This is a genomic window from Micromonospora sp. 15K316 (assembly GCF_004348525.1).
Taxonomy (GTDB): Bacteria; Actinomycetota; Actinomycetes; order Mycobacteriales; family Micromonosporaceae; genus Micromonospora.
In genome coordinates this window covers 1-21,945 of the sequence record NZ_SMKG01000098.1, presented here as the reverse complement: position 1 = coordinate 21,945, position 21,945 = coordinate 1, and the positions used below count along the sequence as shown (strand labels likewise).

The following is a 21,945-nucleotide window of genomic DNA, read 5'->3' as shown; positions in this document are numbered from 1 at the left end:
GCCCACCGAGATCTACACGCGTAAGTTCGTCGGCAGCGTCAGTTGTGTATAAGAGACAGTCGTAGCGGGGGTCGAAGCCGGGCAGCGGGGCCGGGCAGTCGTTGTAGAGGATCAGCGTGCTCCCCGGCGGCACGGTCGAGAAGTCCACCACGACGTCGGCACGCTCCCCGGGGGCGAGTAGCAGCGCGTGTCCGTCGACGTTGAGCACCGTCGGGTCACGCCGGTCGTACCGGTAGCCGATCGGACGGTTGCGGATCACCACCGGCGCGGGTAGCAGGCCACCGTCGTTGCCGATCTGGATCAGCTCCGGGCCGGCCGCACGAGGGTCGGGCACCCCGCCGTCCCGCCCGTCGGCCGGCCAGTCCACCGGCCGGCCGGGTGCCCGGGCCGCCGGCACCATGGGCACCTCGCCCGCGTCGGCGTCGAGCAGGTCGCCCTCGTCGTCCCACATCGGCGCGTCGGAGGCGGCCCGGTAGAGCTGGAGGTTGAGGCCGCGGTCCAGGCAGGCGTTGAGGATCCGGAACCGGTACGCCCGCGGTTCCACCTCGAGGTAGGGGTAGGCGACCCCGTTGACCAGCGGGGTGTCGCCGAACGCCTCGGGGACCGCGCTGGGGTGCGGCACCCCCGGGGTCAGCGGCGGCTCCTCGGCGGCGGTGACCGGGTCGTGGTGCGGGTTCGGCACCGGCCCGGAGCGGGTCCCGGCCGCGTCGCGGTCGAGATCGCTGTCGTCGTCGCCGGTACGCGACCACGGCCCGTAGTCCCAGCGGCCGGTCGGACTGATCCCGTCGGCCCGGTACGGATTCTGCCGGGGCTGGTAGACGTGCGGGAACCAGAGGCTGCCGCGCGCACCCCAGCGGTCCCGGTCCCAGGTCGGGTCCTCCGCGGCGAGCTGGGTGTCGTCCGGCACGAAGGTCTTGTCCTGGATCACCAGCGGCAGTTCGTCGTCGGGGAGCACCCCGTCGGCGACGAGCTGTTCCTCGACCGGGTCGGTGAGCAGGTAGAGCGCGAGCTGCCCGGAGTAGACGGTCAGCCGGGACAGGCCCAGGGTGTTGTCGTGGAACCACATGAGCCGACCGCTCTGCTCGTTCGGGTAGTAGAGCGTGGTGGCGCCGACGCCGGGTGGTGGCATGTCCGGCACGTGGCGCAGGCCCACCCCCGTCGGGTAGGGGGTGATCTCGCCCGCCGGGGTGACCCACTGCAGCGGGTTGCCCGCGCTGATCCAGCCGGTCTGCGCGCCCGCGAGATGCAGCACCGCCCGGTTCTGCGGGTACGGCGCCGGGCCGTCCAGCGGCCCGACGGCGGCGCCCTCGACGGTTTCGTCGACCGGGAGGAAGAGCTCGCCCGCCCGGCCGGTGGGTAGCTGGTTGATGAACTTGACCCGCACCGGCCGACCACGCCGGGCCCGGATCAGCGGGCCGAGATGCCACGGACGGCCGGGCGGCGCCACAGTGTTGTGCCCGGACCGGTCGGTACCGAGGTTGAGCTGCCGGTAACCGCGCAACCGCGTGGCGGGCAGGTCCCGGTGCAGCCGCTGGGCGTACTGCTGGAGGCCGATCTCGTAGTAGTCGCAGCCCGGGTAGGTGATGGTGTCCGGTACCGCCACCGGCAGGTAGCCGCCGAGTTCGGTGCGGCGGAGCGGACCCGGCCCGGGCAGCGCGTCGACGAACTTGCGCAGGCCGGTGCCGGGCAGCACCCGGCCGTCGGGTTCGCGGATCGGCAGTGGGCTGCGGGCGAAGTTCGGCACCGGACCGAAGCAGCGCGGCACGGCGGCCGGATCGAGGCTGGCCGGTGCGGCCACGACCGTCTCCTCGGCGGCCCGAGCCGCCGGGACGGTCGTCGCCTGCCCGCTGTCGGCGGAGCGGTCGGCGCCGCCGCGCGTCACGCGGTCCGCCCAGGTGGTCCGGAGTCTGCGGAACATCGCCATGGCTCTCCCCGGGCTCGGGGCACGACCGTCGCCACCCCGGCGTGACGGATCCGGTCGGGCCGGCTCTGCTGACGTCTGGTGAACGCCCACTCGCAGCATGCGACGTCGAGGTCGGGTTAGGAATTACCCAATCGTCCCATTCTGGGCAACGGGTGGCGTGCCTCCGATCGGCCGCCGCGGTACGCGCAGGGGCAGGTCACGGCCCCGCCCGCGGTACGGCGGCCGGCGCGTCAGCGGGTCGGGCCCGGCTGGCAGACCGGGCACCAGTAGGTGACCCGTTCGGCCAGCTCCTCCTTGCGGATCGCCGCGCCGCACCGGCGGCACGGCTGGGCGCGCCGCCCGTACACGTAGGTGGTCTGGCCCCGGTGCAGCGAACCGGTGCTGCTCTGCGTCCAGCGGCCCCGGTTGGCGGCGAGCAGCCGCTGCGCGAGCGCGACCAGGCCGGGCAGGTCGGGCACCGCGCGTACCGGCGTCCACGGCGAGACACCGCGCAGGAAGAGCAGCTCGCACTTGTAGAGGTTGCCGACCCCGGCGAGGTTGCGCTGGTCGAGCAGCGCCTCGCCGACGGGGGTGTCGGGATGGGCGGCGAGCCGCCGCAGCGCCTCGGCCGGGTCCCAGTCCGGGCCGAGCAGGTCCGGGCCGAGGTGGCCGACGAGCTGCTCCTCCGCCGCGGTGGGCAGCAGCGCCACGTCGTGCAGGTGGTAGCCGACAGCCACGGCCCCGGTGCTGCGCAGCACCACCCGGATCAGGTGGGCCGGGCGGGCGGCCCAGCGTTCCCCGGGCGCGTACGCCCGCCACGCGCCGTCCATCCGCAGGTGCGAGTGGAGCGTCCAGCTCGTCACGGGCTCGGTCCCGGCGTCGGTGGTGGCGGCCGGGGTGTCGTCGGTCGGGCCGGCGGGCCCGCCGGCCGGGGTGGCGTCGCGGCCCACCGGCGCGGTGAGGCGGAGCAGCAGGTGCTTGCCGCGGGCGACCGACTCGCGCACGGTCCACCCGGTGAGGTCGGTGGTGGCGAGCTGCGGCACGCGGAACTCGCTCGTCGTCAGCGTCGCGCCGGCCAGCGCCCGGTGCAGGACGCGGGCGGTGTTCCAGACGGTGTCGCCTTCGGGCATCCTGCCATTCTCCCTCGCCCGAGTCTCATTCGCATGTATCGCTATTTGTAGCGTGGTTACGCTTGATCTCCTGACATGGGCACTATCAGGGAGTTCTGAGGAGATTGCCCATGAGACCTCGTCATCGTCGTATCCGACCCGTCCTCCTCGCCTCCCTGACCCTCCTCCTCATCGCCGCGCTCCTGCCCACCGCCGGCCCGGTGCCGGCCGCCCCATCGGGCGTCACGGCCTTCGCCGGAGCCGTCGCCGTGGCAGCCGACACCGCCGAACGGTGGAGCGTCGACCTCTCCGTCGTCGGCGGCGACGACGTCAACGTCCGGCGCACGCCGGCCGGGCTCCGCCTGCGCGACCCCCGGTCCGGCGTCGCGCGGGCCGCGCGCGGCACACCCCACCCCGCCGCCGAGGGGATGCTCCTCGGCGCGCCGCGCACCCTGGCCCGGCCGGCCACCCGGGTTCGCGCCGAGGTCACCGCGGCGGTCGCTGCGGGCGCCACGGTGGAGACGCAGGTGCGCGGCTGGCGAACGGGCGGGGGGTGGACCGAGTGGCGCGCGACCACCGCCGTCTTCGACCGACCCGTCACGCGGGTGCAGGCCCGGCTCGTCCTCACCGCCCGCGACTCCCGGGCCGTCCCCACGGTCCGCGGGGTACGGCTCACCGCCGACGCGCGAGCCGCGATCACGGCCGCCAGCCCCGGTCGCACCTACCGGGTCTTCGCCACCCGGATCGGCCTGGTCGGCGAGGTGACCGCCAACGGGCGGACCATCCAGCCGCGGGACCACTTCGTGGCGCTGCCGTCGCGGCGCGGCCTCGCGCCGAACAACACCGGCGACTACACCGTCCGGGTCTGCACCACCAGCGGCAGCCGCTGCACCTACGCCCCGGTCTGGGACGTCGGACCGTGGAACACCCGCGACGACTACTGGAACCCGAGCGCCGTACGGGAGAACTGGAAGGACCTGCCGCAGGGGCGGCCACAGGCGCAGGCCGCCTACCAGAACGGCTACCACGGCGGACGGGACCAGTTCGGCCGGGTGGTGCTGAACCCGGCCGGCATCGACCTCGCCGACGGGACCTTCTGGGACGCGCTGCTGCTCACCACGAACGCGTGGGTGGATGTGGCGTACCTCTGGACCGGCTCCGGCCCGCACGGCGTCGTCGGCGACGGGCCGCTCAACATCCGGGTGGGCGCGAGCACCACGTACGCCTCCCGCGGGCTCGCCGCCCGCTACGCGAACGTGCCGATCCAGTGCTACGTGACCGGCCAGAACGTCGCCGGTCCGTTCCGCACCACCAACCGGTGGAACCGCCTCGCCACCGGGCAGTACGTCAGCCACGCGTACATCTCCGCCGTCTACGGCGGCGCCGTGCCGCACTGCTGAGCACCGCCCGGGCCGGGACCCCGCGTCCCGGCCCGGCGCGCGGCGTCGGTCCGGGGCCACCGGCCCCCGCTCAGCCGCTGATCCGCACCAGGTCCCCCGGGCGTACGCCCAGCCGGTCGACCGCCCGCCCGCCGTTGACCGCCACCGCCACCCGGCCGGCCGAGTCGGGATGCACCACGAGCTCGCCCGGCCGGGCGTCGCCGAACGTCCGCCCCCGCACGGCGGACCGGCCCGACGCGCTCCCCTCGACCGGCTCCGGGGCCGGCAGCGGCGGGCCGGCCGGCGCGGTCACCCGCACCGTCGGGGCGAGCCCGTCCAGCAGCTCGGCCGCGGCCGCGAGCTGCACGTTGCCGAAGTGGTCCACGGTCAACACCTCCGCCGTGAAGCCGCCGGGGTCCGCCGCCACGATCGGCTCGGGCAGCCGGACCAGCCCCGCCGGGTCGATCGCGGGTCCGGCCTCGTCCAGCGACGCGCCGAGCGCCAGCCGGGCCGCCACCGGCGCGAAGACGTCCCGGCCGTGGAACGTGCGGGACACCCGAGGCGCCAGCCAGCCCGGGTTGGTCAGCTCGACCGCCGAGGTCACCCCGCCCAGCGCGTCCGCGGCGTCGGGCAGCAGCCCGTTGTCCGGCCCGACCAGCAGCCCGTCCGGGGTGGCCAGGGCGACACCCCGGCGGGCGGTGCCGACGCCCGGATCGACTACCGCGACGTGCACCCCGGCCGGCAGGTACGCGACGGTCTGGGCGAGCACGGCCGCGCCGTGGCGTACGTCGGCGGGCGGGACCAGGTGCGTCACGTCGATCACCCGAGCGGCCGGGGCGATCCGGGCGATCACTCCGTGGCAGGCGGCCACGAAGCCGTCGGTGAGGCCGTAGTCGGTGGTCAGGGAGATCCAGGGCGTGCCGGGCATGGAGTGCAGGCTAACCCCCGGGCCCGTGCTCCGGGCCGGGTCCGGTGCGCCGCTCACCAGGCGGTACGCAGCTCCAGGACCAGCTCGTCGTGGAGCGGGATGCCGTCCTCGCCGACGAACGGGATCTCCGGCTTCAGGCGACGTGCCCGGTCCACCGCCCCCGGGTCGACCGCTACCAGCCGCAGGCCGCGCCGCTGGTAGAAGCGGAGCGCCCGCAGGTTGTCGTTCGTGGTGATCAGCCAGAGCCGGTGCAGGCCCGCCGCCCGCGCTCTCGTCGCGGCCGCTTCCAGCAGGAGGGTGCCGACCCCTTCACCGGGTACGGCGGCCACCACGCTCACCACCTCCAGCCCGTCGGCGTCGCGGTGGTGGGCGAGCGCACCGAGCACAGCCCCGGCGTCGTCCACCGCCACCAGCGTCGGCAGCGTACGCAGGTCGTAGCGGGTGTCGTGGGCGATGACGTACGGGCCGCCCCACTCCCGGTCGTGCAGCGCGTCCACGCCCGCCCGGTCAGCCGGCACCGCCTCCCGTACGGTGACTTCGCCCATCGCGTCTCTCCTCGTCGATGCGTCGGTGTCGGGTCGGCCGGCGATGGTAGCGGGAGCGCGCCGCGGATTCCGCGACGGCGCCCCCGTCATCGTCCGTTTCCTCGGCGGCGCGTGGGTGGTTCACCGAGCGGCGCCCTCTGCCGGATATGGGACAGGGTCACTGGCCGACCGGCCACTGCCGCCGTCGGCCACGGTTCGGGAGACTGCCCTGGTGACACATCGGAGCCTGCCCGCGGTAGCGGCGCTCGTCGTGGCTCTCGCCCTCGGCGCCGGGTGCGGCGACGGCGGGGAACGCCCCACGGGCAGCGCGGCCGCCGCGACCAGCACCCCGTCCAGCCCGCCGACCACGACGGCCTCGCCGACCCCCGCGGGAGCGCCCGGCACCCGGCCGGTGACGCCGGCATCACCACCGGTGGGCGACGCCCCCGCGGTGCAGGAGCCCACCGAGCGCCGCCCGGCCAGCCCGCCGCCGGTGGTGCTGCCCCGCCGCCCGGCCGGTGCTCCCGGCGCGAAGCAGGTGATCGACGCGTTCCGGGCCGCCGGTCTGCAGGTGTCCAACCCCCGCGATCGCTCCGTCGACTGCGGACCGGACGGGCTCGGGCTGGGCTGCTCGGAGATCGTCGCCACGGACGCGGTGACGGTGTACGTCTTCCCGGACGAGACCAGCGCGAGCGACATCGCCGACACCTGGAGCGGCCAGTCGTACCGGCGGGGCGCGGTGGTGCTCAACTACCTGGCGGCCCGGACCCCCGCCGCCGACCGGCCGCGCTACGAGAAGGTGCTCGCCGGCCTCGGCTGACCGGTACTCCCGTGCCGCGTCGTCGCGCAGCCTCAAGTGCCCGGCGTCGACGCCGGCGCGGTCGGGCGCGTCGCCGCGCAGTCGGCCGTGTCGCCGCGCGGTCGGCCGCGGAGCCGCGGGCCCTGTGCCGCGTCGACGCGCGGTCAGCCGCGCAGCCGCAGACCCCGCGGGGTGGTCCGGAACCCGGCGGCGGTCAGCGCGTCGCGCAGCGGCGAGGCGTGCACCGCCTCGCCGTCGGCCCGCTCCACCGAGATGGCCCCGAGCGCGCCGGTATGGACCGCGTCGGCGAGCGCCTTTCCGGCCGCGGCGAGCACGTCCGCGTCGTCGGTGAAGGAGAGCAGGGTGCGCCCGCCCCGCTCCACGTAGAGCACCAGGTCGCCGGCGACCAGGACGACCAGGGCACCCGCCTTGCGGCCGGCCCGGTGCCCGGTCGCCGGGGCGTCACCGTCGCCCGAGTCGACCGCCCGGTCCGGCCAGGGGAGCGCGGCGCCGTACGGGTTGGCCGGGTCGGTCGCGGCGAGCACCAGGGTCGCCCCGCCCCGCCCCCCGTCGACCGTCTCGGCCAGCGCGCGGATCCGCTCCACCGCGCCGGGCACCGCGAACTGGGCGGCGCCCAGCCCCTCGACGAAGTAGCCCCGCCGGGCCGCCCCACGCTCCTCCAGCGCGGAGAGCACCGGGTAGACCGCCGCGAAGCCGCCGACCACCTGCTCGGCCACGACCGCGCCCCGGGTCACGACGCCGTGCCGTTCCAGCAGCACGTCGGCGAGGGCCGCGGCCCGGCGGGTCGGGTCGGTGTCCCGCTCCGGAAGACGGGACCAGCGCCCGGCCACGGTCGGCGGGCCGCCGCGGGTGGGCAGCGCCACCCGGCCGGGACGCCGGTAGCGGGTGCGCGGGGCGGACGGCCGGGAGCGGTGCGCCCCGCCGGCGCCGAGCACCGCCCGCAGCGGGGCGAGCGTGTCGTTGGTGAGATGACCGGCCCAGACCAGATCCCAGATGGCGCCGGTCAGCGCCGCGTCGTCGGTCGAGCCGACCCGGTTGGCGAGCGGGCGGAAGAACAGCGCCTGCCCGTCGGAGAGCGCGTCGAGCACGGCCTCGTGCAGCGGGGTGAGGGTCAGCGCCTCGTCCGGTGGGGGCAGCAGCAGCGGCGCGGCGTCCGCGTACGCCAGGGTGACCCAACCGTCGCCGCCGGAGATGGCGCCGGAACCGGCCCAGACCACCTCGCCGCTGGCGCAGAGCTCGTCGAGCTGGGCCGGCGAGTAGTCGGCGACCCGGCCCGGCAGCACCAGCCGCTCCAGCGCCGACGCCGGCACCGCCGCGCCCTGCAACTGCTCCACCGTGGCCGCGAGGGCCTCCACGCCCCGGGCGGACGAGCCGACCTGCTGCCAGCGGGGCAGGAACGCGGCGAGGGCCCGCGGCGGCACCGGTTCGATCTCCCGGCGCAGCGCGGCCAGGGATCGGCGGCGCAGCAGCCGGAGCACCTCGGCGTCGCACCACTGGCTGCCGACGCTCTCCGGGGTGAACTCGCCGGAGACCACCCGGCCCGTGGCGGCGAGCCGGCGCAGGGCCTGCTCCACCACGAAGACGCCGAGCCCGAACCGGGCCGCGCAGCTGGCCGCCGCGAACGGACCGTGGGTGCGGGCGTACCGGGCGACGAGATCACCGAGCGGGTCGGCGACCGGGGCGAGGTACGCCTCGGCCACTCCCACCGGCAGCGCCACCCCGAGCGCGTCGCGCAGCCGGGCGGCGTCCTCGACACCCACCCAGCGCTCCTCACCGGCGATGCGTACGCGCAGCACCCGGCGGGCCGCCGCCAACTCGGTGAGCCAGCCCTCCGGCACCCCGCGCTCGGCCAGCTCGGCGGCGCTGAGGTCACCGAGCACCCGCAGCAGCTCGACCACGTCCTCGGCGTCGCGCGGGCGGCGTTGCTCGGTCAGCCACCGCAGCTGCCGCTCGGACTCGGCGAGGACCGTCGGGTCGAGCAGCTCCCGCAGGTCGACCCGGCCGAGCAGCTCACCGAGGAGCGCCGAGTCCAGCGCCAGCGCGGCGGCGCGCCGTTCGGCGAGGGGGGCGTCACCCTCGTAGAGGAACGCGCCGACGTACCCGAAGAGCAGCGAGCGGGCGAACGGGGACGGCTGGGTGGTCTCCACCTCGACCAGACGGACCCGGCGGGCCGCCAGGTCACGCATCACGTCGGCCAGCGCGGGCTGGTCGAAGACGTCCTGCAGACACTCCCGGGCCGCCTCCAGGGTGACCGGGAAGTCCGCGTACTCCCGGGCGACGTCGAGCAGCTGGGCGGAGCGCTGCCGCTGCTGCCAGAGCGGCTGCCGGCGGCGGGGGTCGCGGCGGGGCAGGAGCAGCGAGCGGGCCGCGCACTCGCGGAACCGGGCCGCGAAGAGCGCGGAGGTGCCCACCGACTCCTCCACGAGCTGGGCGATCTCGTCCGGCTCGAAGGCGACCACGTCGGCGGCGGGAGGCTCGTCGAGGGTGTCCGGCAGGCGTACGACGATGCCGTCGTCGGAGGGCATCACCTGGGCGTCCACGCCGTAGCGTTCGGTCAACCGCCGGCCGATGGCGAGCGCCCAGGGCGCGTTGACCCGGGCCCCCAGCACGCTGTGCACGGCGAGCCGCCAGTCACCCAGCTCGTCGCGGAACCGCTCGACGACGATCGTCCGGTCGTCCGGCAGGGACCGGGTGGCCGCCCGCTGCTCGCGCAGGTAGGCCATCAGGTTGCCGGCGGCCCAGTCGTCGAGCCCGCCGGCGCGCAGGGCGCTGATCGCCGCCTCGTCGCTCTGCCGTAGCAGGGTACGCACCCGGGCGCCGATGGCCCGGCCCAGCTCGACGGGGCGGCCCACGGTGTCGCCCTTCCAGAACGGCATCCGGGCGGCCTGCCCCGGCGCGGGGGAGACGAGCACCCGGTCGGGGGTGATCTCCTCGATCCGCCACGAGGAGGAGCCGAGCAGGAAGACGTCACCGACCCGCGACTCGTAGACCATCTCCTCGTCGAGCTCGCCGACCCGGGCGGCGCGTTCGGCCCCGGCCAGGAAGACGCCGAAGAGACCCCGGTCGGGAATGGTGCCGCCGCTGGTCACCGCGAGCCGCTGCGCTCCCGGCCGCCCGGTGAGCTGGTCGGTGGCGCGGTCCCAGACCAGCCGGGGGCGCAGCTCGGCGAAGGCGGTCGACGGGTAGCGGCCGGAGAGCATGTCGAGGACGCCGTGCAGGGCGGAGTCGGGCAGCTCGGCGAAGGGCGCCGCCCGGCGGACGACGACTGCCAGGTCGCCGACGCCCCACGGCTCGAGCGCCACCATCGCGACGATCTGCTGGGCCAGCACGTCGAGTGGGTTGCGCGGAAGGTGCAGCTCCTCGATCGCGCCCGCGCCCATCCGCTCCGCGACCACCGCGCAGGAGAGCAGGTCGCCCCGGTGTTTGGGGAAGACCACGCCGCGGGAGACCGCGCCGACCTGGTGCCCGGCGCGGCCGACGCGCTGCAGCCCGGCCGCGACGCTGGGCGGCGCCTCGATCTGCACGACCAGGTCGACCGCGCCCATGTCGATGCCCAGCTCCAGGCTGGAGGTGGCGACCACGGCGGGAAGCTGCCCGGACTTGAGCGACTCCTCGATGTGCTTGCGCTCCTCCCGGGAGACGCTGCCGTGGTGGGCCCGGGCGATCACCGGTGCGGCGCCGAGGGCGGCACCGGACTGCGCCATCACCTCGGCCGGCGGGCGGGGCGCCCGCAGCGGGCCGGCCGCCACCGGCCGCGCCTCGCGCGCGTCGCCGGGGCCGGCGGCCAGCTCGTCGGCGGCCAACTCGTTGAGCCGGGCGCAGAGCCGCTCGGCGCTGCGACGGGAGTTGGTGAAGACGATGGTGGAGCGGTGGGCCCGGATCAGGGAGTAGACCCTCTCCTCGACGGCCGGCCAGATCGAGGCGCGCCGTGGCCCCGGGCCGCCCAGCTCGTCGTCGAGGGGCTGCTCCTGCTCGTCGAGGCGGGTCATGTCCTCGACCGGCACCTGGACGGTGACCTCGATGGTCTTCGCGGTCGCCGGCTGGACCACGTCGACGGGCCGGGCCCCACCGAGGAACCGGGCGCAGCCGTCGATCGGGCGGACCGTGGCGGAGAGGCCGATCCGCTGCGCCGGCGCGGGCAGCAGCTCGTCGAGGCGTTCGAGGGAGAGCGCGAGGTGGGCGCCGCGCTTGCTGCCGGCTACCGCGTGCACCTCGTCGACGATGACCGTCTCGACGCCGCGCAGCGCGTCGCGGGCGGCGGAGGTGAGCAGCAGGAAGAGCGACTCCGGGGTGGTGATGAGGATGTCCGGCGGGGTGCGCGCGAAGGCCCGCCGCTCGTCGGCCGGGGTGTCGCCGGTGCGCATCCCCACGGTGATCTCCGGTGGGGCGACGCCGAGCCGGGTGGCCGCCTGTCGCATGCCGGCGAGCGGGGCGCGCAGGTTGCGCCCCACGTCGACGGCGAGCGCCTTGAGCGGGCTCACGTAGAGCACCCGGCAGCGCTGCCGGGCGTCCGCCGGGGCGGGCTCGCGGGCGAGCCGGTCCAGCGACCAGAGGAACGCGGCGAGGGTCTTGCCGGAGCCGGTCGGCGCCACCACGAGCGCGTTGCGGCCGGCGGAGATCGCTCGCCAGGCCCCGGTCTGGGCGGCGGTGGGAGCGGCGAAGGCGGCGGTGAACCACTCTCGTGTCGCCGGGCCGAACCCGTCCAGCACGTCCGTGCCGCCCGCGTCCGGGCCGGCTGCCATGTCCGCCATCCCTCTATCCTGCCGCGCGCCTCCGACATGCCGAACCGGCGGCCGGGAGGTATGTCCGGCTACGGGAGCTTGCACCGTGGATATGCCGCTAAAGGCATTAAGTCTCACTTAACTGCTTGCTTGTGTTGAGCAACATAAAGTAACTTCACTCGCGACACGCTGAGGTGGAGGGGATCGGATGGCCGTCGAGCAGCGGAACCTCGAGCCCGGCACCGACGTGCTCATCCGCAAGGTCGACAGTCATCTCGCCGCGGTCCGCGCCGGTCTGCGCGGCCCCGAGCTGGAACTCGCCGAGCGGCTCGGCCGCTGCCTGCGCGAGCTGGTCGTCTCCACCGCGCATGCCAGCGCCGCCGACCGGGGGCAGGTCCGCGCCGCCGTGCACTACTTCGTGCTGCGCCGCGAGAGTCGGGGTCGGCTGCTGTCGGTGCGCTCGCTGGCCGCCGCCGAGCGGGTGGTGCGGCGGGTCGCCCAGCAGCTCGGGCGCGCCGACCTGCTGGCCGAGTCGCCGCTCGACGACCGGCCCGGCCCCGAGTCGTATGTTGCCGGGTCGGTGCGGGCCGCCGAGCCGGGCCCCGCCGCCCGCGCCGTCGTCGGCTGAGTTCGCGCCGTCGCCCACTCAACCGGGGGCGGGCGTGCGGGTGAACCGGCGATACGGGCTATTTTGCGTAAATAGGCCCGAAAAGCGCGGAACTGGCGTCTGATCGCAGCTAGGCGCCGACTCGCCCGAGGCGTCCGCCGCTGCCACCACGACCGGGAGTGCGGGTGCTCGTACTGCTGATCCTCCATCTCGTGGCGGCACTGCTCGCGCCGCTGCTCGTGCGATGGTGGGGTCCGCGCGCCTGCTACCCGCTGGCAGTGGCGCCGGCCGCCGCGTTCGGCTGGGCACTGGCGCAGACCCCGACCGTCCACGACGGGCGGGCGGTGGTCGAGACGTACCCGTGGGTCGGGCAGCTCGGGCTGGAGCTGGCGTTCCGGCTCGGCACGCTCAACTGGTTGATGACCCTGCTGGTCGGCGCGGTCGGAACGCTCGTCCTCGTCTACTGCGCCCGGTACTTCAGCCCCGGCTCGCTCGGCCTGGCCCGGTTCACCACCGTGCTCGTCGCGTTCGCCGGGGCGATGCTCTGCGTCGTCCTCGCCGACGACCTGCTGCTGCTCTACGTCGGCTGGGAACTGACCACCGTCTTCTCCTACCTGCTGATCGGGCACAGCACCGAACGCCGGTCCAGCCGGTGGGCGGCCGCCCAGGCGCTGATGGTCACCACCCTCGGCGGGCTGGCCATGCTGGTCGGCTTCATCCTGCTCGGCGAGCACGCCGGCACCTACCGGTGGTCCGAGATCGCCGCCGGACCGCTGCCCGGCGGCGGCTACCTGGTCACCGCCGTGCTGCTGATCCTGATCGGCGCGCTCTCGAAGTCGGCAGTGCTGCCGTTCAGCTCCTGGCTGCCGGTGGCCATGGCGGCGCCCACTCCGGTGAGCGCGTACCTGCACGCGGCGGCCATGGTGAAGGCCGGTGTCTACCTGGTGGGGCTGCTCGCGCCGGTACTCGCCACCGTCGGGCCGTGGCGTCCCGTGGTGCTCGGCGCGGGGCTGGCCACCATGATCGTCGGCGGCTGGGCCGCGCTGCGGCAGACCGACCTGAAGCTGCTGCTCGCGTACGGCACGGTGAGCCAGCTCGGTCTGCTGGTGGTGCTGACCGGGGCGGGCACCCCGGACGCCGCGCTGGCCGGGATCGCCATGCTGCTCGCGCACGCCCTGTTCAAGGCGGCGCTCTTCCTGGTCGTCGGGATCATCGACCACGGCGCCGGCACCCGGGACCTGCGGGAACTCTCCGGACTCCGGCACGGCGCCACCCCGCTGGTCGCCGTCGCGCTGCTCGCGGCGGCCTCCATGGCCGGGATTCCCCCGCTGGTCGGGTTCGTGGCCAAGGAGGCGGCCTTCGCCGCGTTCATCGACCGACCGGTGATCCTCGCCGGCCTGGTCGCCGGCACCGTCCTCACGGTCGCCTACAGCGCGCGCTTCCTGTGGGGCGCCTTCGCCGACCGGCCCGGGGTGGCGCCCGCCCGGCTCGACCGGATCGCCGCGCCCCTGCTGGCGCCCCCCGCCCTGCTCGCCGTCGCCGGGCTGGTCGCCGGTCCGCTCGCCGGAGGCCTGGACGCCGTGTTCCGCCCGTACGCCGAGCTCTTCGGCGCGGTCCACGCGCACCTGGTGCTCTGGCCCGGCCCGACCCCGGCGCTCGGCCTCTCGGCGCTGGTGCTGGTCGCCGGCGGCGCGCTCTTCGCGTTGCGTGGTCCGCTCGCCCCGCTGCTGGCCCGGCTCCGCGCACCCGTCGGCGGTAACCCCGGGTACGAGTGGGTGATCGGCCACTTCGACAGGTTCGCGGTCGAGATCACCGGCGCCACCCAGCGCGGATCCCTCCCGCAGTACCTCGGCACCATCCTGGTCGTCCTCGTCCTGCTGCCGGGCGGTGCGATGCTCGCGGCCCAGCCGTGGGGGGAGCGGATCGCCCTCTGGGACACCCCGCTGCAACTGGTCGTCGCCACCGTGCTCGCGGTCGCCGCGGTGTTCGCCGTGGGCGCGCGCAGCCGGCTGACCGCGATGCTGCTGGTCGGGGTGACCGGCTACGGCACCGCCATGCTCTTCGTCCTCTACGGCGCACCCGATCTGGCGCTGACCCAGTTCCTGGTGGAGACCGCGACGATCGCGGTCTTCGTCCTGGTGCTGCGCCGGCTGCCCGCCCGCTTCTCGGCCCGGCCGCTGCGCCGCAGCCGGTGGCTGCGCCGGGCGGTCGGCGCCGCGGTCGGGCTGGTGACTGCCGGCCTCGCGCTGGTCGCCGCGAGCGCCCGCGATCAACCCACCATCTCGGCGGCCTTCCCCGACCTGGCGGTCGCCGAGGGGTACGGCCGCAACGTGGTCAACGTGACACTGGTGGACATCCGGGCCTGGGACACGATGGGCGAGATGGCGGTGCTCGTGGTGACCGCGACCGGAGTGGCCAGCCTGGTCTTCCAGCGCTCACGAACCGGTCCCCGGCCGCGACGGCAGCAGCGGGGCGCCCGGCCGCAGCGCTCCGGCCGTCCGGTCTGGCTGCGCGGCGGCACCCGCCAGGAGGAACGGCGCCGATCGATCGTGCTGGAGGTGATCACCCGGCTGATCTTCCACACGGTCGTGCTCCTCTCGCTCTACCTCCTCTTCTCCGGCCACAACGCGCCGGGCGGCGGCTTCTCCGGCGGGCTGGTGGCGGGCCTCGCGTTGGTCGTCCGCTACCTGGCCGGCGGCCGGTACGAGCTCGCCGAGGCGGCGCCGATCGGCGCGGGTACGGTGCTCGGCGCCGGGCTGGCCGTCTCGGTCGGCACCGGCGTGGTCTCGCTGCTGGCCGGCGGATCGGTGTTGCAGAGCGCGCGCGTGGACCTGTACCTGCCCGGCGTCGGCGACTTCTACCTGGTCACCTCGATCTTCTTCGACATCGGCGTCTACCTGGTGGTGGTCGGGCTGATGCTGGACATCCTGCGCAGCCTGGGCGCCGAGGTGGACCGGCACATCGAGGCGGCCGGCGACGCCACCGGGGGGCTGGCGGTAGAGCGGGGCGACGGCACGTGAGCGCGGGTGGGGCGGGGCCGACGCTGGTGCTGGTGGTCATCGTCGGCGTACTCGTCGGCTGCGGCGTGAGCCTGCTGCTGGAGCGGAGTCTGACCCGGATCCTGCTCGGTGTCATCCTGCTCGGCAACGGGGTCAACCTGCTGATCCTGCTGGGTGGCCGGTCGGGCGTCGCCCCGGTGGTCGGCACCGGCGCGGTCGAGGAGATGAGCGACGCGGTGCCGCAGGCCATGGTGCTGACCTCGATCGTGATCACCTTCGGGCTGACCGCGTTCCTGCTCGCGGTCGGCTACCGCAGCTGGTACCTGACCGGCGACGACGAGGTGCCCGACGACATCGAGGACCGGCAGATCGTTCGCCGGGCCGAGCGTGACGAGGTGACCACCGTCGACCTCGGCGGCGAGGGCGCGGACGCCGACCCGGAGCAGGTCGACCCGGAGCCCGCGCGCCGCCGGTTGCGACGGGGGGACGGTGTCGAATGAGCCGGTACCCGGCCGCCGGGGCAGCCCGGTGAACCGCCTGCTGCCACTGCCGGTGGTGCTGCCGCTGCTCGGCGCGGCACTGGCCCTGGTGCTGGGCCGGTGGCCGCGGCTGCAGCGGGGCATCAGCGTGGTCGGCCTGGCCACCACCCTGGCGGTCGCCGCGGTGCTGCTGGTCGAGGCGTACCGGCACGGACCGGTGGTGCTCGCGGTCGGGGGGTGGCCGCCGCCGGTCGGGATCGTGCTGGTCGCCGACCAGTTGGCGGCGCTGATGCTGGTGGTCTCCTCGGCGGTCACCCTCTGCGTGCTGCTCTACTCGATCGGCCAGGGCCAGGCGGACGCCGGCGAGAGCGCCCCGGTCACCATCTACCACCCCACCTACCTGGTGCTGACCGCCGGCGTGACGAACGCCTTCCTCGCCGGCGACCTGTTCAACCTCTTCGTCGGCTTCGAGATCCTCCTCGCCGCGAGCTTCGTGCTGATCACCCTGGGCGGCACCGAGCTGCGGATCCGGACCGGCTCGACGTACGTGGTGGTCAGCATCCTCTCCTCGATGGTGTTCCTGGCCGCGGTGGGTCTGGTGTACGCGGCCACCGGCACGCTCAACCTGGCCCAGCTCGCCCAGCGGCTGGACGCGCTGCCCGACGACGTCCGGCTGGCGTTGCAGCTCATGCTGCTGCTCGCGTTCGGCGTCAAGGCCGCGGTCTTCCCACTGTCGGCCTGGCTGCCGGACAGCTACCCGACCGCGCCGGCCCCGGTCACCGCCGTCTTCGCCGGCCTGCTCACCAAGGTCGGCGTGTACGCGATCATCCGGACCGAGACGCTGCTCTTCCCGGACGGGCAGGTCGCCCCGCTGTTGATGGTGGTGGCCGGGCTGACCATGCTCGTCGGCATCCTCGGCGCGGTCGCCCAGTCGGACATGAAGCGGCTCTTCTCGTTCACGCTGGTCAGCCACATCGGCTACATGATCTTCGGGGTGGCGTTGAGCACCGTGGCGGGGCTCTCCGGCGCGATCTTCTACGTGGTGCACCACATCACCATCCAGACCACCCTCTTCCTGGTCGCCGGTCTCGTCGAGATCCGGGCCGGCAGCACCGACCTGCGCCGCCTCGGCGGGCTGGCGCGGTTGGCGCCGCTGCTCGGCGTGCTCTTCTTCGTGCCGGCGATGAACCTCGCGGGAGTGCCGCCGTTCTCGGGTTTCCTCGGCAAGCTCGGCCTGCTCCAGGCCGGGATCGCGGCCGGCGGGGCGCTGCCCGCCGCCCTGGTGGCGGCGGGGGCGGTCACCAGCCTGCTCACCCTCTACGTGGCCTCCCGGGTGTGGAACATCGCCTTCTGGCGGTCGCCCCGGCTGGCCACCGACGAACCGGCCGTACGGCTGCCCGCGCTGATGGTGGGGGCCACCGTCGCCCTCGTCGCGCTCGGGCTGGCGCTGACCGTGGCCGGCGGGCCGCTCTTCGACGTGACCGCCGACGCCGCACAGGACCTGCGGGACCGTACCCCGTACCTGCGCGCCGTCTTCCCGGTCGGTACGCCGTGACCGGCGGATCCGCCGAGGAGCCGACCGGCCGGCTGCGCGGCCGGGTCGCGACCTGGCGCGACCAGGCTCTCGCCTTCGGCTGGCTGGTGCTGATCTGGAACCTGCTCTGGGGCCAGTTCACCTGGGGCAACCTGATCGGCGGGTTGCTGGTGGGAGCCGTGGTGCTGCTCTTCTTCCCGCTGCCGCCGGTCACCTTCGGCGGCCGGTTGCGCCCCCGGGCGCTGCTGGCGCTCGCCGGCCGCTTCGTCGCCGAGCTGGTGGTGGCGAGTGTGCGGGTGGCCCGGATCGCCGTGCAGCCCGGCTTCCGGCCCCGCAGCGCGATCATCGCGGTGCCGCTGCGGATCCGCACCGACCTGAACCTGGCCCTCACCGCCGAACTGGTCTCGCTGGTCCCGGGCACCCTCATCCTCGAGGTCGACCGGGAAGCGGGAGTGCTCTACCTGCACGTGCTCGACGTGCGCCGGCCGCAGGACCTGGCCGACAACCGGGCGCGGGTCCTCGAGATCGAGGCGCGCATCGTCCGGGCCGTCGGCTCGGCCGCCGAGGTGCGCCGGCTGCGCGACGAACCCGACGAGAAGGAGAAACACCTGTGACCACGTTCCTCGCCGTCGTCCTCACCGGACTCTTCTCGGCGGCGGCGCTGCTCGTACTGGTCCGGCTCTACCGCGGCCCGTCGCTGCTCGACCGGGTGGTCGCCGCGGACATGCTGCTCGCCACGATGGTCGGCGCGGTCGCCGCCGAGGCGGCGGTGAACCGGCACGCCACCACCCTGCCCGTGCTGGTGGTGCTCTCGCTGCTCGGCTTCGTGGGCTCGATCTCACTGGTCCGGTTCGCGGCCCGCAAGGGCGCCTGATGCTGGCCACCGCCGCCGACTGGCTCGGCGCCGGCTGCCTGGTGGCCGGCGCGCTGCTCGCCCTGGCCGCCGCGATCGGCGTGCTGCGCTTCCCGGACGTGCTGGACCGGATGCACGCCGCCACCAAGCCGCAGACGCTCGGCGTGCTGCTCCTGCTGGCCGGGGTCGCCCTGCGGCTGCGTACGCCGGCCGACCTGGGGATGGTGGCGCTGGTCGCGGTCTTCCAGCTGGCCACGGCTCCGGTGGCCGCCCAGATGATCGCGCGGGCCGCGTACCGCGCCGGCCGCGTGGACCCGACCCTGCTCGACGTCGACGAACTCGCCGACCGGTGAGCGGCGAAACCGGCCTTCCCGGCCGATTCGTCGCCGGAGGAACCCGACAACCGGGAGGCTTCGCGGCACCTTCAGCGGGCGTACAGCCGACGCCGATAAAATGACCCGCATGATCGACTCTTCTGCCCAGGAGGGCAGCAGTAGCCAGCCGGGTCGTGCCCGGCATCCGATGGTCCCGACGCGGTCGCGAGGAGCCCTGAGCCTCCCGTGTTGATCGTCCTGGGCCTAGTCCTGATCATCGTTCTCACCGCACTCACCGGCTACTTCGTGGCCCAGGAGTTCGGCTTCGTCGCCGTGGACCGGGGCAAGCTGCGCCAGCTCGCCGAGGAGGGCGACCAGCCGGCCGCCCGGGCGCTCGAGGTGACCGGCCGACTCTCCTTCATGCTCTCCGGAGCCCAGCTCGGCATCACCGTCACCGCCCTGCTGGTCGGTTACGCCGCCGAGCCGTACCTCGGTGCCGGCCTGGCCGACCTCTTCGGCGTCGCCGGCGTCTCCGAGACGCTCAGCGTCACGCTCTCCGTGGTGCTGGCCCTCGTCATCGCCACCGTGGTGCAGATGGTCCTCGGCGAGCTCGCCCCGAAGAACCTCGCCATCGCCCGCGCCGAACCGGTCGCCCGGGCGCTGGCCCGCTCGACCCTCATGTACCTGAGGGTGGCCGGACCGGTCGTCCGGCTCTTCGACAAGGCCGCGGTACGGCTGCTGCGTCGCGTCGGCATCGAGCCGATCGAGGAGCTGCCCAGCGGCGCCACCCCGGAGGACCTGGAACAGATCATCGCCGAGTCCCGGAACGAGGGGCACCTGGACGTGGAGATGTCCACCCTGCTCGACCGGGGGCTCGACTTCCGCGAGCTCAGCGCCGGCGAGGCCATGGTGCCGCGGGTGGACGTGCACACCGTCCGCGCCGACGAACCGGTCAGCCGGGTGGTCGAGCTGCTGGACACCGGCCACTCCCGGTTCCCCGTCCGGGGCGCCGAGGGGGTGGACGATCTCGTCGGCGTGGTCGGCATCGCCGACGTGCTCGGCGTGCCGTCGCACGAGCGCGCCACCACCCTGGTGGGCTCGGTGGCCGGACCACCGCTGCTGGTGCCCGAGACGCTGCCGCTGCCCACGGTGCTGGACCGGCTGCGCTCCGGGCACCGGCAGCTGGCCTGCGTGGTCGACGAGTACGGCGGCTTCGCCGGGGTGATCACCCTGGAGGACATCGCCGAGGAGCTGGTCGGCCCGATCCGGGACGAGGACGACCCGCCGGAACGGGCTCCGGCCCGGCAGGCCGACGGCTCCTGGGTCGTGCCGGCCCGCTGGCGCATCGACGAGGTGGCCGACAGCACCGGCATCGCGCTGCCCGAGGCCCCCGAGTACGACACCCTCTCCGGCCTGGTCATGCGCGAGTTGGGGCGGGTGCCCGAGGTCGGTGACCGGCTCGAGATCGGCCCGGCGCCGGACGCCGAGGACGGCGCGGCGGAGCCGCGCGTGCTGGTGGAGGTGCTCGCCGTCGACCGGCACGTGGCCGACTCCGTCCGCCTGCGGGTCACCGAGTCCGGCAAGCGCCCGGAGGTGTCGGCGTGAGCGCGAGGAGTGAGCTTGCGAGCCCCGCGGTCGCGAACGAAGGAGGGCTGCGATGAGCCCCGGGGTCGCGCTGGTCACCTCGGTGGTGCTGCTGGCGCTGAACGGGTTCTTCGTGGCCGCCGAGTTCGCCCTGGTCGCGAGCAAGCGGTACCGCCTGGAGCAGGCCGCGGCCGGTGGCGGACGGGCCGCCCGGGCCGCGCTGGACGGCGTACGCGAACTGTCGCTGATGCTCGCCGGCGCGCAGCTCGGCATCACGCTGTGCACGCTGGGCCTCGGTGCGCTCGCCGAACCCGCGATCGAGCACCTGGCCAGCCCCGTGCTGCACGCCGTGGGGCTGCCGGAGGCGGCCAGCCACATCGTGGCGTTGGTGTTCGCGCTGGCGCTGGTCACCTTCCTGCACCTGGTGGTCGGGGAGATGGCGCCGAAGTCCTGGGCGATCACGGACGCGGAGCGCTCCGCCATGCTGCTGGCGCTGCCGTTCCGGGCGTTCGCCCGGGTCGCCCGGCCGGTGCTCAGCGCGCTCAACGCGCTGGCCAACTCGATCCTGCGGCTGGCCCGGGTCAACCCGCAGGACCAGTTGGCGCAGGTGCACGGCCCGGACGAGCTGCGGATGCTGCTGGAGCAGTCCCGCGAGCACGGGCTGCTCGGCGCCGAGCAGCACCAGCTGCTGACCAGCATGCTGGAGCTGCAGGGCACCACGGTGGCCCAGGTGATGGAGCCGTTCTCGACCATGGTGACGGTCTACCGGGACGACTCCGCCGAGCGGATCGAGGAGGTCAGCCGCGAGAGCGGCCGGTCCCGCCTCGCGGTGCTGGACGCGGCCGGCGACGTCTGCGGTCTGGTCCACGTCCGGGAGGCGGTGCGCGCGGTGACCACGGGTCAGCGAACCACCGCCGGCGAGCTGATGGGCAGCGCCTTCACCCTGCCGGCGGAGGCGACGGTGACCGAGGCGGTGGCCGCCATGCGGGGCCGCCAGTCCCAGCTTGCCCTGGTGCGCAACGGCGGCGGGCCCACCCGGCCGGTCGGGTTCGTGGCGCTGGAGGACCTGCTGGAGGAGGTCATCGGCGAGTTCGACGACGAGACCGACCCGGTGCCGCGGGGCCGCCGGCTGAGGTGAGACGGCCCACCGGAGCAAGGTGACGACCACCGCGAGCCGGTCGCCGGTTCCGCACGCCGCGATCTCGGCGGCGGAGCCGGCGCTTGCGCCGAACCCGGCGTGACCGGGGGCGCGTTCCGCCACAGTGGGGTGGGACGCGAGCGGCGGGAGGAGGTCCGGTGCGGTTCACGGGGGTGTCACCGGAGTCCGGCCGGACCGGCCTGACCGTGCACACGGCGCTCACCAACCCGAGCACCCGGCCGGGGCTGCGGCTGCCCGGCCGGGTGACGGTGACCGCCGGCGGCACGGACGTGCCGGTGCGGCACGTCCGGCTCGGTCTGGTGACCACGGCCGAGCCGGACGACCCGTCCGCGCCGCGCCGCCTGGTGCAGTTCCACCAGGCGGCGCTGACCGGCGCGTTCGTGCTCCGGGCAGGGCGGGGGCGGACCATCCCGTTCCAGTTCCCGATGCCCTGGGAGACCCCGGTGACCATCTTCGGCGGCGTGCCGCTGCTCAGCCTCCGGATGGGCCTGCGTACGGAGGTCGCGCTCGAGCCGCAGCTCGACCAGGGCGCGCTGGTGCCGGTCTTCGTTCACCCGCTGCCCACCCAGGCGCAGGTGCTCGCCGCGCTGGATACCCTCGGGTTCACCCTGCGGCAGGCGGGGCTGCTCGACGCGCGGCTGCCCGGGGTGGAGCAGACCCTGCCGCTGCATCAGCGCATCGGCTTCTGGGTCGCCCCGCTCTACGCCGGGCCGATCACGGAACTGGAGCTGATCTTCGTGGCGAACTCCGCCGGCCTGGAGGTGATCTTCTGGCTGGACCGCCGGCTCGCCCTGGCCGGGGTGACCCACCAGAGCATCAGCCGCTTCCGGGTCTGGCACACCGGCGCCGAGCAACGGGACTGGGTGAGCACCGTGGACGGCTGGTTGCGCGCGGCGATCAACCGGCACGCGGCGATGGCCGCGCACTCCGACTGGTCCGCCCAGATCACCGAGTCCGCGCATGTCAGCCGCCCACCCGACGAGCCCCTTCAGCCCGGGACCGGGCTCGGCGGCACCGCGGGGGGCCCGGGGG

The 21,945-nt window shown here is 74.8% G+C and carries 16 protein-coding genes and 1 pseudogene; 12 read left to right on the top strand and 5 right to left on the bottom strand.

What is annotated here, in order from left to right; genetic code table 11:
- Both E1211_RS19045 and E1211_RS19040 read right to left on the bottom strand, forming a co-directional pair.
- Positions 1–1,924, bottom strand: a pseudogene (locus E1211_RS19045) (hypothetical protein); the annotation flags it as partial.
- A gap of 230 nt (positions 1,925–2,154) precedes the next feature.
- A complete protein-coding gene (locus E1211_RS19040; protein ID WP_132350354.1) occupies positions 2,155–3,033 on the bottom strand; it encodes a zinc finger domain-containing protein in 879 nt (292 codons plus the stop codon).
- Positions 3,034–3,143: 110 nt separating this feature from the next.
- Here E1211_RS19040 and E1211_RS19035 point away from each other — a divergent pair, with 110 nt between their 5' ends.
- Positions 3,144–4,412, top strand: coding sequence for a hypothetical protein (locus E1211_RS19035; RefSeq protein ID WP_165947290.1), 1,269 nt, complete (start codon positions 3,144–3,146; stop codon positions 4,410–4,412).
- A 70-nt stretch (positions 4,413–4,482) separates the two neighbouring features.
- Here the strand turns inward: E1211_RS19035 and E1211_RS19030 are convergent, their stop codons facing one another.
- Positions 4,483–5,319, bottom strand: coding sequence for an S-adenosyl-l-methionine hydroxide adenosyltransferase family protein (locus tag E1211_RS19030; RefSeq protein ID WP_132350352.1), 837 nt, complete (start codon positions 5,317–5,319; stop codon positions 4,483–4,485).
- Between the two features lie 53 nt (positions 5,320–5,372).
- The gene (locus E1211_RS19025) at positions 5,373–5,864 is read right to left on the bottom strand and encodes a GNAT family N-acetyltransferase (protein ID WP_132350351.1); all 492 of its coding nucleotides are present in this window, start codon (positions 5,862–5,864) and stop codon (positions 5,373–5,375) included.
- 211 nt (positions 5,865–6,075) lie between these two features.
- Between E1211_RS19025 and E1211_RS19020 the strand changes: the two genes are divergently transcribed.
- Positions 6,076–6,663: a hypothetical protein gene (locus E1211_RS19020; RefSeq protein ID WP_132350350.1), complete on the top strand. Its 588-nt coding sequence runs from the start codon at positions 6,076–6,078 to the stop codon at positions 6,661–6,663.
- 143 nt (positions 6,664–6,806) lie between these two features.
- Here the strand turns inward: E1211_RS19020 and E1211_RS19015 are convergent, their stop codons facing one another.
- Positions 6,807–11,414, bottom strand: coding sequence for an ATP-dependent helicase (locus tag E1211_RS19015; RefSeq protein ID WP_132350349.1), 4,608 nt, complete (start codon positions 11,412–11,414; stop codon positions 6,807–6,809).
- 178 nt (positions 11,415–11,592) lie between these two features.
- Between E1211_RS19015 and E1211_RS19010 the strand changes: the two genes are divergently transcribed.
- From E1211_RS19010 to E1211_RS18965, 10 genes are all read left to right on the top strand, one after another.
- Positions 11,593–12,012 (top strand): hypothetical protein, encoded by a 420-nt coding sequence (locus tag E1211_RS19010; protein ID WP_243709596.1) that lies wholly within the window; start codon positions 11,593–11,595, stop codon positions 12,010–12,012.
- 164 nt (positions 12,013–12,176) lie between these two features.
- Positions 12,177–15,011 carry a Na+/H+ antiporter subunit A gene (locus tag E1211_RS19005; protein ID WP_132350348.1) on the top strand — a complete coding sequence of 945 codons (2,835 nt, stop codon included), beginning with the start codon at positions 12,177–12,179 and terminating at the stop codon, positions 15,009–15,011.
- The gene (locus tag E1211_RS19000) at positions 15,008–15,490 is read left to right on the top strand and encodes a Na(+)/H(+) antiporter subunit C (protein WP_132350347.1); all 483 of its coding nucleotides are present in this window, start codon (positions 15,008–15,010) and stop codon (positions 15,488–15,490) included. Before E1211_RS19005 ends, E1211_RS19000 begins: the two co-directional genes overlap by 4 nt.
- 28 nt (positions 15,491–15,518) lie before the next feature.
- Complete coding sequence (locus E1211_RS18995; protein ID WP_132350356.1) at positions 15,519–17,024, top strand: Na+/H+ antiporter subunit D; 1,506 nt, start codon at positions 15,519–15,521, stop codon at positions 17,022–17,024.
- Positions 17,021–17,617, top strand: coding sequence for a Na+/H+ antiporter subunit E (locus E1211_RS18990; protein WP_132350346.1), 597 nt, complete (start codon positions 17,021–17,023; stop codon positions 17,615–17,617). Before E1211_RS18995 ends, E1211_RS18990 begins: the two co-directional genes overlap by 4 nt.
- Entirely contained in the window at positions 17,614–17,877 is a 264-nt protein-coding gene (locus E1211_RS18985) for a monovalent cation/H+ antiporter complex subunit F (protein WP_120677066.1), read from the top strand. The genes E1211_RS18990 and E1211_RS18985 overlap by 4 nt, the downstream gene beginning before the upstream one ends.
- Positions 17,877–18,209: a monovalent cation/H(+) antiporter subunit G gene (mnhG, locus tag E1211_RS18980; RefSeq protein ID WP_207915427.1), complete on the top strand. Its 333-nt coding sequence runs from the start codon at positions 17,877–17,879 to the stop codon at positions 18,207–18,209. The genes E1211_RS18985 and mnhG overlap by 1 nt, the downstream gene beginning before the upstream one ends.
- A gap of 207 nt (positions 18,210–18,416) precedes the next feature.
- Positions 18,417–19,775 (top strand): hemolysin family protein, encoded by a 1,359-nt coding sequence (locus tag E1211_RS18975; RefSeq protein ID WP_132350345.1) that lies wholly within the window; start codon positions 18,417–18,419, stop codon positions 19,773–19,775.
- Positions 19,776–19,827: 52 nt separating this feature from the next.
- A complete protein-coding gene (locus E1211_RS18970) occupies positions 19,828–20,892 on the top strand; it encodes a hemolysin family protein (protein WP_132350344.1) in 1,065 nt (354 codons plus the stop codon).
- 158 nt (positions 20,893–21,050) lie between these two features.
- Positions 21,051–21,945, top strand: an 895-nt coding sequence (locus E1211_RS18965) for a sporulation protein (RefSeq protein ID WP_132350343.1), incomplete at its 3' end; no start/stop codon positions are given.